12 protein-coding genes are annotated in these 12,713 nt (G+C 68.2%); 1 reads left to right on the top strand and 11 read right to left on the bottom strand.

The window, feature by feature from the left end; genetic code table 11:
- Positions 1–166 precede the first annotated feature (166 nt).
- From gyrB to AB7O82_RS31955, 10 genes are all read right to left on the bottom strand, one after another.
- Positions 167–2,611, bottom strand: a complete 2,445-nt coding sequence (gene gyrB / locus AB7O82_RS32000) for a DNA topoisomerase (ATP-hydrolyzing) subunit B (protein ID WP_428550859.1) — start codon at positions 2,609–2,611, stop codon at positions 167–169.
- Positions 2,612–2,635: 24 nt separating this feature from the next.
- Entirely contained in the window at positions 2,636–3,838 is a 1,203-nt protein-coding gene (gene recF / locus AB7O82_RS31995) for a DNA replication/repair protein RecF (RefSeq protein ID WP_428621138.1), read from the bottom strand.
- Entirely contained in the window at positions 3,835–4,953 is a 1,119-nt protein-coding gene (gene dnaN / locus AB7O82_RS31990) for a DNA polymerase III subunit beta (RefSeq protein ID WP_428550854.1), read from the bottom strand. Before dnaN ends, recF begins: the two co-directional genes overlap by 4 nt.
- Before the next feature lie 342 nt (positions 4,954–5,295).
- On the bottom strand, positions 5,296–6,789 hold the full coding sequence (gene dnaA, locus AB7O82_RS31985; protein WP_428621136.1) for a chromosomal replication initiator protein DnaA: 1,494 nt from the start codon (positions 6,787–6,789) through the stop codon (positions 5,296–5,298).
- Entirely contained in the window at positions 6,786–7,250 is a 465-nt protein-coding gene (locus AB7O82_RS31980; protein WP_428550848.1) for a rhodanese-like domain-containing protein, read from the bottom strand. Before AB7O82_RS31980 ends, dnaA begins: the two co-directional genes overlap by 4 nt.
- Positions 7,251–7,812: 562 nt before the next feature.
- Positions 7,813–8,076, bottom strand: coding sequence for a 30S ribosomal protein S20 (gene rpsT / locus AB7O82_RS31975; RefSeq protein ID WP_428550846.1), 264 nt, complete (start codon positions 8,074–8,076; stop codon positions 7,813–7,815).
- A gap of 76 nt (positions 8,077–8,152) precedes the next feature.
- Positions 8,153–8,932: an enoyl-CoA hydratase gene (locus AB7O82_RS31970; protein WP_428550844.1), complete on the bottom strand. Its 780-nt coding sequence runs from the start codon at positions 8,930–8,932 to the stop codon at positions 8,153–8,155.
- A gap of 95 nt (positions 8,933–9,027) precedes the next feature.
- Positions 9,028–9,867: a bifunctional DNA-formamidopyrimidine glycosylase/DNA-(apurinic or apyrimidinic site) lyase gene (gene mutM, locus AB7O82_RS31965; RefSeq protein WP_428550842.1), complete on the bottom strand. Its 840-nt coding sequence runs from the start codon at positions 9,865–9,867 to the stop codon at positions 9,028–9,030.
- 8 nt (positions 9,868–9,875) lie between these two features.
- Positions 9,876–10,544 (bottom strand): YggS family pyridoxal phosphate-dependent enzyme, encoded by a 669-nt coding sequence (locus AB7O82_RS31960; RefSeq protein ID WP_428550839.1) that lies wholly within the window; start codon positions 10,542–10,544, stop codon positions 9,876–9,878.
- Entirely contained in the window at positions 10,541–11,896 is a 1,356-nt protein-coding gene (locus AB7O82_RS31955) for a tetratricopeptide repeat protein (RefSeq protein WP_428550837.1), read from the bottom strand. The genes AB7O82_RS31960 and AB7O82_RS31955 overlap by 4 nt, the downstream gene beginning before the upstream one ends.
- 47 nt (positions 11,897–11,943) lie before the next feature.
- On the opposite strand from AB7O82_RS31955, the gene AB7O82_RS31950 reads away from it, so the two are divergent.
- On the top strand, positions 11,944–12,549 hold the full coding sequence (locus AB7O82_RS31950; RefSeq protein WP_428550834.1) for a Smr/MutS family protein: 606 nt from the start codon (positions 11,944–11,946) through the stop codon (positions 12,547–12,549).
- On the opposite strand, the gene AB7O82_RS31945 is transcribed toward AB7O82_RS31950, so the two are convergent.
- Positions 12,483–12,713, bottom strand: a 231-nt coding sequence (locus AB7O82_RS31945; protein ID WP_428550831.1) for a methylated-DNA--[protein]-cysteine S-methyltransferase, incomplete at its 5' end; no start/stop codon positions are given. The genes AB7O82_RS31950 and AB7O82_RS31945 overlap by 67 nt on opposite strands.

Genomic DNA, 12,713 nt, shown 5'->3' with positions numbered 1-12,713 from the left:
GATGCGCGACAGACCAGATCGCTGGAATAGCGGTGTTGCAACATCGGATTTGTTGCCGACCAAAGGGCGAAGGTTACTTCGCCCGAATCGAGACGCGGCCTCCAGGCCGCTCCTCAGGGTGAGGTCCGAAAGGTCCCGAGCGTAGCGAGGGACCTCTCGTCTGGCGCTACACGTCGAGGTTCGCCACCTTGAGCGCGTTGTCCTGGATGAAGTCGCGGCGCGGCTCGACGACGTCGCCCATCAGGGTCGAGAAGATCTCGTCGGCTTCGTCGGCGTGGTTGATGCGGACCTGCAGCAGGGTGCGCGCCTCGGGGTCGAGCGTGGTTTCCCAGAGCTGGTCGGGGTTCATCTCGCCCAGGCCCTTGTAGCGCTGGATGGTGACGCCCTTGCGGCCGGCCTCGAGCACGGCGGCGAACAGCTCGGTCGGCGAGGAGATGGCCGTCTCCTTGTCCTTCACGGCGAGCGTGCCGGGCTTCAGGTAGACGGTCTGCAGCTCGCCCGCCAGGGCGTCGAGCTTGCGCGCCTCGGCGCTCTTGATCAGGTGCCCGTCGATGACGTGGCGTTCGTTCACGCCGCGCAGGCGGCGCGTGAAGGCGAGGCCGCCGTCCGCCGTAGGCTCGCCCTTCCAGCCGCGTTCCAGCGGCGGGCTCACGGCATCGAGCCGGCGGGCGATGTAGTCGGCAGTCTGCCGGGCCAGCTCGGAGTCCGCCAGGATGTCGGGATTGAGCGCGCCCGCGATCGCCGCCTGCTCGATCACCGCCTGGCTGGTAACCCGGCGCGACAGGGCAAGCGGCTTCACCAGGTTGGTGACCGACCGGGCGATATCGACCGTGCGGCGCAGGTCGTCGCTGGCCAGCACCTCCCCCTCGCCCAGCCGGAAGGTCGCGCCGCTGAGGCCGCTCTCGATGAGATGGTCGTCGAGCGCCCGCTCGTCCTTGAGGTAGATCGCCGACTTGCCCTTGGCCGCCTTGAACAGCGGCGGCTGGGCGATGTAGAGGTGGCCGCGATCGATCAGGTCGCGCATCTGGCGGTAGAAGAACGTCATCAGGAGCGTGCGGATGTGCGAGCCGTCGACGTCGGCGTCGGTCATGATGATGATCTTGTGGTAGCGCAGCTTGTCGAGGCTGAAATCGTCATGCCCGATGCCGGTGCCCAGCGCCGTGATCAGGGTGCCGATCTCGGCCGATGACAGCATCTTGTCGAAGCGCGCCCGCTCGACGTTCAGGATCTTGCCGCGCAGCGGCAGGATCGCCTGGTTGGCGCGGTTGCGGCCCTGCTTGGCCGAGCCGCCGGCCGAATCGCCCTCGACGATGAACAGCTCGCTGAGCGCAGGATCGCGTTCCTGGCAATCGGCGAGCTTGCCGGGCAGCGAGCTCACGTCGAGCGCGCCCTTGCGGCGTGTCAGCTCGCGCGCCTTGCGCGCGGCCTCGCGCGCCGCCGCCGCCTCGACCACCTTGGTCAGGATCTTGCGCGCTTCGCCGGGATGCTCCTCGAACCACTGGCCGAGCTTGTCGCCGACCACCGATTCGACCACCGGACGGACCTCCGACGAGACCAGCTTGTCCTTGGTCTGTGACGAGAACTTGGGGTCGGGCACCTTGACCGACAGCACGCAGGTCAGGCCTTCGCGCATGTCCTCCCCGGTCAGGCTCACCTTCTCCTTCTTGGAAATGCCGCCCTCGTCGGCGTACTTGTTCAGGGTGCGCGTCAGCGCGCCGCGGAACCCCGCGAGATGGGTCCCGCCGTCGCGCTGCGGGATGTTGTTGGTGAAGCACAGCATCGTCTCGTGATAGCTGTCGTTCCACTGCATCGCGACCTCGACCGAGATGCCGTCCTTCTCGCCGCGGATCGATACCGGCGGGCTGTGCAGCACCTGCTTGTTGCGGTCGAGGTACTTGGCGAAGGCCTCGACGCCGCCCTCGTAGAACAGGTCGGAGATCTTGGGCTCGGCGCCGCGCTCGTCGGTCAGCACGATGCGCGCCCCCGAATTCAGGAAGGCGAGCTCGCGCAGGCGATGCTCCAGGGTGGCGAAATCGAACTCGGTCATGGTGAAGATCTCGGTCGACGGCAGGAAGCTCACCTCGGTGCCGTGCTTGCCGGCCGGCGCGTCGCCCACGACCTGCAGGTCGCCCTCGGGCTCGCCGGCGCGAAAGCGCAGGAAATGCTCCTTGCCGTTGCGCCAGATGCGCAGGTCGAGATGCTCGGACAGCGCGTTGACCACGGCGGCGCCGACGCCGTGCAGGCCGCCCGACACCTTGTAGGAGTTCTGGTCGAACTTCCCGCCGGCGTGGAGCTGGGTGAAGATCACGTTGGCGGCCGAGATGCCTTCCTCGCGATGGATGTCGACCGGCACGCCGCGGCCGTTGTCGCGTACCGTCACCGAGCCGTCGCCCTGCAGGATCACGTCGACCCGGTCGCAGTAGCCGGCCAGCGCCTCGTCGATGGCGTTGTCGACGATCTCGTAGACCATGTGATGCAGGCCGGTGCCGTCGTCGGTGTCGCCGATATACATGCCGGGACGTTTGCGGACGGCCTCGAGGCCGCGCAGCACCTTGATCGAATCGGCGTCATAGGCCTCGGCGCCGGGGGTGAAATCGTCCTTGTCGCTCATGATCTCTGGCTTTCCAGAATGGGTTCATACCGCCGCGATCGAGCCGTCGGTCACGCGCAGGATCTGCGCGCGCCCGCCGAGCGGCGCGAAAAGCTCGGCGTCGGTGCCGGTCATCCAGCTCTGCACGCCCAGCGCCACGACCTCGTCGAACAGCGCCGCCCGGCGCTCGGCGTCGAGGTGGGCTGCAATCTCGTCGAGCAGCAGCAGCGGCGGCCGGCCGCGCGACAGCGCCATCAGCCGGGCGTGGGCAAGCGCGATCGATACCAGGATGGCCTTCTGCTGACCGGTGGAGCCCTCGGCTGCCGGCAGGTCGAGGTCGAGATGGCGCACCGCGAGGTCGCTGCGATGCGGCCCGGAAGATGTGGTGCCTGACTCGGCGTCGCGCAAGCGGCTGGCGGCCAGCTGGTCGCGCAGCCGGTCCTCGGCGTCGAGCGCCGGCATGGCCTCCAGCCAGCCGTCGACCTCGCCGGTCATGGCAAGCGCGGCGCGCGGAAACGGGCCGATGCCCAGTCGCGCCGCCGCGTCCAGCCGGTGCACGGTGTCGGCCCGCGCCGCCGCCAGCGCCACGCCATGGCGCGCCATGGTGTCCTCGAGTGCGGCGTACCAGTGCGCATCGCGGCCGCCCTCGGCCAGCAGGCGGGCGCGCTGGCGCAGCGCATTGTCGTAGGCCGCGACGTCGCCGGCGTGCTCGGGATGCAGCGCCGCCACCATGCGGTCGAGAAAGCGCCGGCGTTCGCCCGGTCCGTCGAGAAACAGGCGGTCGTGCTGGGGCGTCAGCCACACCGCCGCGACATGCCGGGCGAGCGCCGTCTGGCCGGCCGCCGGCCGGCCGTCGATGCGCACGACCCGCCGCGGCGGGGCGCCGTCGGCACGTCCGGGTTCCAGTCCCGTGCCGATCGCCAGCCGCCCCTCCGGAGTATCGAGGGTCGCCGCCACCGCCCACGTCGCGGCGTCGCTCTCGCCGCGCGAGCGCCGGCAGACCTCGTCGAGTCGCGCGCGCCGCAGCCCGCGTCCGGGCGCCAGGAACGACAGGGCCTCCAGGAGATTGGTCTTGCCGGCGCCGTTGGCGCCCACCAGCACCACCGGGCCGTCGCCGCAATCGAGGCGAAGCTGGCGGTAGTTGCGGAAATCGGTCAGCCGAAGCTGTCGCACGGCCAGGACGGCCGGCGCAGCGCCGGTTGCGGCGTCGGGGGCGTAGGCGAGCGCGCTGATCGGCGGCGCCGTCATACCCGCATCGGCATGAGCACGTAGAGCGCGCTCTCGTCGGCGCCGTCACGCACCACGGTGGGCGAGCCGGAATCGGCCATGATCAGGCGCGCCTCGCTGCCGGCGATCTGCTCGGTGATGTCGAGCAGGTAGCGCGAGTTGAAGCCGATCTCGAGCGCCGTGCTCTCGTACTCGACCTCGATCTCCTCGGTGGCGCTGCCGGCGTCGGGGCTGGTCGCCGACAGGGTGACCAGCCCCTTGGCGACCGCGAGCTTGATGGCCCGCGACTTCTCCGTCGAGATAGTCGAGACGCGATCGACCGCGTGCGCGAACTCCTTGCACGGCACGTTCAGAATCTTGTCGTTGGCAGTCGGGATGACCCGCTCGTAGTCGGGGAAGGTGCCGTCGATCAGCTTGCTCACCAGGGTGACGTTGCCGCTGGCGAAGCGGATGCGGGTATCGGACAGCTCGACATCGACCGATCCGTCGCTCTCGTCGAGCAGCTTGCGGACCTCGCCGACCGTCTTGCGCGGCACGATCACGCCCGGGATGTCGGAGGCGCCCTTGGGCAGCGGCACCTCGACCCGGGCCAGCCGGTGGCCGTCGGTGGCGACGCCGCGCAGCACCTGGGTGCCGCCCGACGCGGCGGCATGGAAGTAGATGCCGTTCAGGTAATAGCGGGTCTCCTCGTTGGAGATCGCGAACCGCGTGCGGTCGATGATGCCCTTGAGATCGGTTGCCGGGATCTGGAAGCGGTGCGCGAGATCGCCTTCGGAAATCGTCGGGAAGTCGGCGGGCGGCAGGCATTGCAGGGTGAAGCGCGAACGGCCGGCCCGGATCACCAGGGTGCTGTCGTCGGACGAGGTCTCGAGCTCGACCTGGGCACCGTCGGGCAGCTTGCGGACGATCTCATACAGGGTGTGCGCCGGCGCCGTCGTCGAACCGTTCTTGGAGGCGCTCGCCTCGACCGATTCGGTGATCGACAGGTCCATGTCGGTGGCGGCAAGACTCAGGCGCCCCTTCTGCGCGGTCACCAGGACGTTGGCCAGGATGGGAATCGTGTTGCGCCGCTCGACCACACTCTGCACGTGAGCCAGCGCCTTGAGGAGGGCTGCCCGTTCGATCGTCAATTTCATGGCTTGGTCGCTGTAACGAGGGCCAAAAAGCGGTTTCGGACTGGCCGTCTCGCCGGCCTGAAGCGACCATTGCGGAACGGTTGCGGACTATAGCACGAAGGGCCTGTCCGGAAAGCGATTTCACCCGCTATTTGAAGCGCTTAGGCCGCAAGTTACTTGCCTCCCCCGCAATCGGGGGAGGTGCCCGGGGAGGTGCCCCCACAGGCGCTCAGCCGCGGTTCCTCCGATGCCGACGTCGGAATCTCAAGCATCTCGACTGAGGCTTCCCCTTCCGCCCCGTATGACGTGGCACCTCCCCCGGAATCGGGGGAGGGGTTCGAGATGTGTCGACTGATAAAGCCGTCAGCCCTGCAGCTGCCGCTTGAGCAGCTCGACGTCCTCGGCGATCGACATGTCGGTGCCCTTCAGCTCCTCGATTTTGCGCACCGCGTGCATGACTGTGGTGTGATCGCGGTTCCCGAAGCGCTTGCCGATCTGCGGCAGGCTGAGCGTCGTGAGCTGCTTGGCGAGATACATCGCCACCTGGCGCGGCCGGGCGACCGAGCGGGCGCGCCGGGGCGAGCTCATCTCGGCCAGCTTGATGTTGTAGTGCTGCGCCACGCGCTGCTGGATTTCGTCGACCGTCACCTTGCGGTCGGCCTGGCGCAACAGGTCGTGCAGGACGTCCTGCGCCATCTCGACCGTGATCTCGCGGCCGATCAGCTGGCCGTGCGCGACGACGCGGTGCAGCGCGCCCTCGAGCTCGCGGATGTTGGTGTTGATCTTGTGTGCCAGGAACTCGAGGACCGCCATAGGCATGGGCACCCGCGCCGTCTCGGCCTTGGTCTGCAGGATGCTGAGGCGCAGCTCGTAGGTCGACGAGTGGATGTCGGCGACCAGGCCGCTGCCCAGCCGCGAGCGCATGCGCTCCTCGATGTCCTGCAGCTCGCTGGGCGGCTTCTCCGACGACAGCACGATCTGCTTGCCCTGCTCGACCAGCGAGTTGAAGGTGAAGAAGAACTCTTCCTGGCTCGCATCCTTGCCGCAGATGAACTGCACGTCGTCGACCATCAGGACGTCGACGTTGCGGAACATCTCCTTGAACGCGCCAGTGTTCTTGTTGCGCAGCGCCTGGATGAAGCGGTTCACGAAATGCTCGGCCGTGAGGTAGAGGACCCGCTGCTTGGGGTCGCGCTCCCGGATCGAATGCCAGACGGCATGCATCAGATGGGTCTTGCCGAGCCCGACGCCGCCGAAGATGTAGAGCGGATTGCGCTCCGGCAGCGGACGGTCCTGCTCGGCGATGTTGCGCGCCGCGGCATAGGCGAACTCGTTGGGCTTGCCGACGACGAAGTTGGCGAACGTGTAGCGCGCCTCGGGCCCCTGGAAGCTCTCCTCGCTGCCCCGCCCGATCGCCGGTCCGAGACGCGGCATCTGTGCCTGCTGATGCGACTGCGAGGACGGCACCGGCGGGATGGCGATGACGTCGCTGGCGCGGCGCGGCGCCGGCGGCGGCACGAGATTGACCTCGACGCTGGCCACCTCGCCGTTGACCGCCTGCCAGTAGGCGAGCACGCGGTCGCCGTAGTGCCGGGCAACCCAGTCGCGGACGAATCGCGTCGGCGCGTAGAGGCGCAGCTTGCCGGCCTTCAGCTCGCCCGGCTCGACCTCGCCGAACCAGGTCTTGAAGGCCTTGTCGCCGATCTCCTTGCGCAAGCGATCGCAGACGCGATTCCACTGTGCCCCGAGATCATTGCCGCCTCCGCCGTCCACTTCCATGCCTGTCCCCGCAACGGCTTGTTGTTCGTACGCTGTGTTCTTCTTGTCGATGGTCACCGGTGATTGGATTCGATTCACGTCTGTCTCCACGGAAGTCCCGCTGCCTTCCATCCCCCTGCCTCTCCGCGCCTTGCTTTTGCGTCGAGAGGCCCTTCGAAGCCGTCCGCCACGTTGAGGCATGTACTGTAGCCGGCTGCGGTCATGGCTTTCGCCGCCGCAGCCGATCGGGCTCCACTTCGACAGAGGAACAGCAGCGGGGCCCCCTTGTCGGGCAACGCGCTCGAAAGCGTGGCCACGAACTCCGGGTTGAGCTGCATGCTGGGAAAGCTCTGCCATTCGACCAGGGCCGGCTTCTTGGCCAACGCCTCCAGGTCGGGCAATCCGACGTAATTCCACTCGGCGCGGGTGCGCACGTCGATCAGAACCGCATCGCCGCGCTCGCTGAGAATCTTCCAGGCCGTCGCCGGAGTCACATCGCCGGCGTAGCCGCTGGCAGGGGACGTCGCATAGGTGCCGGCGATCTTGCTATCGTTCGACATTGGTCCCCACTCTTCATTGTTCGCGGAAGGACTCCGATCGGCAGACCATACGCTGCAAGGTGGAGGCACAGATCGAATGAAGGCGATGGAGCTCCTCGATGCGCGTCGTCGAATCGACGCTGCCGTTCCATCGTCGCTGTCAGTCGATTGCTGCGGCCTTCTCCCTCGCTCATCACGCCGGCGAAGTGGAAGCCCCCTCCCTTCGCCTTGGTCCGCGTCTCGGCGCCCCACGCTTCGTCGCGATGGCTCGACTCTTAGACAGACTCATTGGGCTTCGCAAACGCTTCGAGCGATCACCTTCGCACGTAATACCGTCTTCCCAGTGCGCTACGCGATTGACAACTTCCGAGATTGGATTCTCTGCCGCGCGCGCGAGGCGATCTCGCTCAACATCTTGCGCTCAATCGCGAGCGCCCTTCGATTGACAGGAATCGTATGTTGGTCGGCGAATTGGTGACCTAACGAACTTGAGCGATTCCGAAAAATAAATTTTGTCGCCGCTCGCAAAAAAAACGCCGCTCGACGAGAGCGGCGCGTGCATTCGACGTTCGCAGCGAACCTCTCAGCTCATCGCCTTGATGCGCGCGGCGAGGCGCGACACCCGGCGGGCGGCGGCGTTGGCGGCGACGACTCCCTTGGTCGCGCCGCGCTGGATCTCGGGCTGCGCCGCGCGCAACGCCGCTGCGGCGGCGGTCTTGTCGCCCGACTTGATCGCTTCCTCGACCTTCTTGATCGAGCCGCGCACGCGGCTGCGGCGCGCGCTGTTCACGGCAGTCCGGCGCTCCGTCTGGCGGGCGCGCTTCTCAGCCGACTTGTGACTAGCCATGCAATCCTCGTTCCTCGGAAGGGCGCGCTTATACGGGCCGGTCGGCGGCCGGTCAACCCCGGCAAACCCCCCGGATCTAGCGGTGTTTCCACGCCGCCTTGCGCTTGTCGGCGAAGGCCGCCATCCCCTCGGCGCGATCGTCGAAGGCGAAAGTGGCATGGAAGGTGCGACGTTCGAAGCGGATGCCTTCGCTGAGCGTGGTCTCGAAGGCACGGTTGACTGCCTCCTTGGCGACCATGGTCGCCGGCAGCGACATGCCCGCGATCTTCTCGGCCGTGGCGATGGCATCGTCCATGAGCTGGGCGAGCGGCACGACTCTACTTACCAGTCCGCAACGCTCGGCCTCGGCGGCGTCCATCATGCGGCCGGTGAGAACGAGATCCATCGCCTTCGATTTGCCGACGAAGCGCGGCAAACGCTGCGTCCCGCCGGCGCCCGGTATCGTGCCGAGGGTGATTTCCGGTTGACCGAACCTGGCGTTGTCGGCCGCGATGATGAAGTCGCACATCATCGCCATCTCGCAGCCGCCGCCCAGGGCGAAGCCCGCCACCGCGGCGATCACCGGCTTGCGGACACGGCTCACCTTTTCCCAGCCGACGGTGATGAAGTCTTCGAGGAAGACGTCCTGGTACGTCTTGTCCTTCATCTCCTTGATGTCGGCGCCGGCCGCGAAGGCCCGCTCGCTTCCGGTCAGGATCAAGCAGCCGACACCGGGATCGTCCTCGAAGGCGTCGAGCGCCTGGCCGAGCTCGCGCACCAGGTCGGCGCACAGCGCGTTCAGGGCCTTGGGCCGATCGAGTCGGATGATCCCGACCCGGCCCCGGACTTCGGTGCGGATGTTCTCGTAGTCGGCCATGTGATCCTCCTGACTGATCGTTCACAGAGTGGACAGACCTCTTGCGTTCCACTCCGCTTCGCGAAGAGAACAATGCGAAAAGGTGTCGTGCTTGGCTAGCGCTGGCAGTGGCTGCAGTAGAATGTCGAGCGGCCGGATTGAACGAGGCGGCGAACCGCCCTGCCGCAGTCGCGCGTCGGACAGACCGCGCCGACGCGGTCGTAGACGTTGAAGCGGGTCTGAAAATAGCCGAGCTCGCCGCCCGGCTGGACGTGATCGCGCAACGTCGACCCGCCGTCGTCGATCGCGCGCATCAGGACCTGCTTGATCGCGGCGACAAGACGCTCGGCGCGCTCGCCCTGCACGGTATGCGCCGAGCGGCGCGGCGAGATCCCGGCCAGGAAGAGGGCTTCGCAGGCGTAGATGTTGCCGACGCCGACGAGCGTCTTCTGGTCGAGCAGAGCGGCCTTGATGGAGGTCCGCCGTCCGGCCAGGCGTTCGGCCAGCGCCGCACCGTCGAACGATTCGTCGAGCGGCTCGGGCCCCAGGTCCTTGAACAGCTTGTGCCCGGGAACGGCGTCGTCGCGCTCAAGCAGCATCAGCCCGAAGCGCCGCGCATCGTTGAAGCGGACCTGCCAGCCCTGATCGGTCTCGAGCACCACGTGATCGTGCCGGTCGAATGGATGCCGCGCGGCGCTCGCCGCGTCGTGCAGGGTCATGCGTCCTGACATGCCGAGATGGGCGATCAGGGTCTGGCCGTCGTCGAGGCGAATCAGCAGGTACTTGGCCCGCCGGTCGATGCCGAGCACCTCGCGACCCTCGACGCGCTGGGCAAAGCGATGCGGCAGGGGAACCCTGAGGTCGCGACGGCGCTGCACGACGCGCACCAGGCGGCGGCCGACCAGCTTGGGCAGCAGGCCGCGGCGAACGGTCTCGACTTCGGGAAGCTCCGGCACAGGCCGCCTCAGCTGCCTCGCTCGCCGAACAGGGCTGTACCCACGCGTACATGGGTCGCCCCCAGCTTGACGGCCGTCTCGTAGTCGGCGCTCATGCCCATGCTGACAGAGGTCAGACCATTGCGCGCCGCCATCTTGGCGAGCAGGGCGAAATGCAGCGCAGGCTCCTCGTCGACCGGCGGAATGCACATCAGGCCGACAACCGGCAGCTTATAGGTGTCGCGGCAGGCGGCGACGAACGCATCGACGTCGGCAGGCGCCACCCCGGCCTTCTGCGCCTCCTCGCCTGTGTTGACCTGGATGTAGCAGCGCGGATGGCGGCCGGCGCGCGCCATTTCCTTGGCGAGGGCCGCCGCCAGCCGCTCGCGGTCGACCGATTGGATCACGTCGAACAGCGCCACGGCCTCGCGCGCCTTGTTGGTCTGCAGTGGTCCGATCAGGTGCAGCTCGAGGTCGGGATACTCGGCCTTGAGCGCCGGGAACTTTCCCTCCGCCTCCTGGACGCGGTTCTCGCCGAAGATACGCTGGCCGGCCTGCAGGAGCTCGCGCACACGATCGGCACCATGGGTCTTGGAAACGGCGACGAGGGTGACGGAGGCAGGGTCGCGCCCGGCCTCTTTCGCCGCCGCGGCGATACGCTGGCGCACGGCGGCCAGGCGGTCGGTGGTCGTGGTCATGCGTCGATGTTGGCGCGGGCGACGAGCGCCTCTTCGTTGTTGGGATCGCTGGCGAGGGATGCATCGAGCACGTCGCGGGCCCGGTCGCGTTCCCCCAGGGCAGCGAGGCAGATGCCATAGTTGCCCAGAAGCCTCGGGTCGCCCGGCAGGATCTGCAGCGCCTGCTCATGCAACGGTCGCGCCTCTGCCGCGCGTTCGAGATCGACCAGGACACTGGCGAGGTTGGTCAGCACGAACGGATCGTCACCCGCCACGCGCTGGGCGCGCTTGAGCGTCCGCCGCGCCTCCTCGAACCGCTTGAGGCCGCGCAGGGCGAGGCCCTGGTTGTTGAGCGCCCGCACGTCCTCGGGCGACTCCTTTAGATGGGGTTCCAGAACGGCCAGCGCCCCACCGTAGTCGCGCCGGCCAATCTGCAGCAGCGACAGTGTCAGGATGGCTTCGCGATCGCGAGGATTTTGCTGCAGGTGCTCGCTCAGCAGTCCTGCGGCTTCGTCGCCGCGGCCGAGCGCCGACTGGGCGAGCGCCAGGGTGTTGCGACCTCCCTTGAAGCCGGGATCGAGCTCCAGAGCGCGCTGCAGCGGGACGAGGGCCTCTTCCGGCCGCCCGGCGTAATAAAGAATGAATCCCAGGGCGTGCTGCAAGGCGGCCGTCTCGGGCGCCAGGCCGGCAGCCTGGCCGGCTTCGGCGATCGCTTCCTCGTGATGGCCCTGCGAGGCCAGTGCCAGCGCCCGATCGCTCATGATCTGGCTGCGCCGGCCGACATCCTCCTCGTCAGTGTCGGCCAGGGCCTGATCGAGCACCTCGAGGGCGGCGCCGGGCTGACCGCAGCGGTAAAGAGCAGAGCCCAGCATGTTGCGGAGGCGGGCCAGCAGCGGCTTCGGGGCCGGCCGCCCCTCATGCTCGGCGCGTTCCATGTCGTTCAACAGCTGGCCGAGCTCACGCTCGGCCGCTGCGTAGCGGCCCTGATCCATCTGGATGCCGGCCAGCGCCAGCCTCGCGTCGACATGGTTGGGCGCCCGGCGGATGGTATCGCGGAAGCGTCGTGCCGCCTCGTCGAGGCGACCCTGTCGACGCGCCACCAGGCCGAGGTTGTAGGAGAGCATCGGCTCCTTGGGATCCCTGGCGATGGCCTTGCGCCACAGCTGCTCGGCGTCGTCGAGCGCGCCGCGCTGAGACAGGCACACGGCGAGGAAATGCAGGATGTCGGGCCGCTCGCCATGGCGTGCCAGGGCATTGCGGAAGAGCGGCTCGGCCCGATCGAACCAGCCGGCGCGCACATACTGCAGGCCGGTTTGCAGGTCGGGGTCGGGGGGCGCCGGTGTCGGGGAAGGGGGATGGGGCGCGACGGCCATGGCGGGCTGTGTAGACCCGTGCCGCTGCCAAGGCTACACGAATTGCCGTGGTCAAGGATCTCGAACTGTTCGCTGCGGCGATGGTTGGCGTGAAGCCGCTCGCCAGCCGCAAGCGGCGTGCGCGGTCGGCCGCCAGTGCGATTCCGCGGCCGAAGAAGGACAGCCCTGCCAGGCGCCCGGACAAGCTGGCGTCGGCGGCGCGCAAGGCGCCCGTCGTCCTGGCGCGCCTGGCGGCCGAGACCAGGCCGGCAGCTGCCGAGCTGTCGCTCGACGAGCGGGTGTTCGACCGCGAGCTGTCGCGTCAGCTGGCGCGCGGCAAGCTGGTACCGCAGGCGTCGCTCGACCTGCACCACATGACGCTCGCTGCTGCCGAGCGTGCGGTCCGCCGGTTCATCGTCGAGGCCTCCTCGCAGAACCTGCGGATCGTGCTGATCGTCACCGGCAAGGGTGTCCGCCTGGAGGGCGGGCGCGTGCTGGGTGGGCGCATCCGGGCCGAGTTCATCGGCTGGCTGAACCGGCCCGACAATCGTGAATTGATCCGCGGCGTCCGCCCGGCGCACGCCCGCCACGGCGGCAGTGGCGCCTTCTACGTGCTGCTGCGCCGGCGCTCGTCGGCCAGCAACCGCTCTTTGCGCGCCACGCCCCAGCGATAACCGGTAAGGTTGCCGCGCGCGCCGACCGCCCGATGGCAGGGAATGACCACGGCGGCCTGGTTGGAGGCGCAGGCCCGACCGACGGCGCGCGCCGCCGTGGGCTCGCCGATACTGCGGGCGATCTCGCCGTAGCTCCTCGTCTCGCCGGGCGGGATCTCGGTCAG

Source organism: Reyranella sp. (genome assembly GCF_050185545.1).
Lineage (GTDB): Bacteria > Pseudomonadota > Alphaproteobacteria > Reyranellales > Reyranellaceae > Reyranella.
Note: the sequence above shows the minus strand (reverse complement) of the source record. Positions and strands in the feature narration are given on the sequence as shown.

What these genes read in the sequence shown, in the direction of transcription:
- gyrB (WP_428550859.1), bottom strand. Translation starts at nt 2,611, where the DNA reads ATGAGCGACAAGGACGATTTCACCCCCGGCGCCGAGGCCTATGACGCC.
- recF (WP_428621138.1), bottom strand. Translation starts at nt 3,838, where the DNA reads ATGACGGCGCCGCCGATCAGCGCGCTCGCCTACGCCCCCGACGCCGCA.
- dnaN (WP_428550854.1), bottom strand. Translation starts at nt 4,953, where the DNA reads ATGAAATTGACGATCGAACGGGCAGCCCTCCTCAAGGCGCTGGCTCAC.
- AB7O82_RS31980 (WP_428550848.1), bottom strand. Translation starts at nt 7,250, where the DNA reads ATGTCGAACGATAGCAAGATCGCCGGCACCTATGCGACGTCCCCTGCC.
- rpsT (WP_428550846.1), bottom strand. Translation starts at nt 8,076, where the DNA reads ATGGCTAGTCACAAGTCGGCTGAGAAGCGCGCCCGCCAGACGGAGCGC.
- AB7O82_RS31970 (WP_428550844.1), bottom strand. Translation starts at nt 8,932, where the DNA reads ATGGCCGACTACGAGAACATCCGCACCGAAGTCCGGGGCCGGGTCGGG.
- AB7O82_RS31960 (WP_428550839.1), bottom strand. Translation starts at nt 10,544, where the DNA reads ATGACCACGACCACCGACCGCCTGGCCGCCGTGCGCCAGCGTATCGCC.
- AB7O82_RS31955 (WP_428550837.1), bottom strand. Translation starts at nt 11,896, where the DNA reads ATGGCCGTCGCGCCCCATCCCCCTTCCCCGACACCGGCGCCCCCCGAC.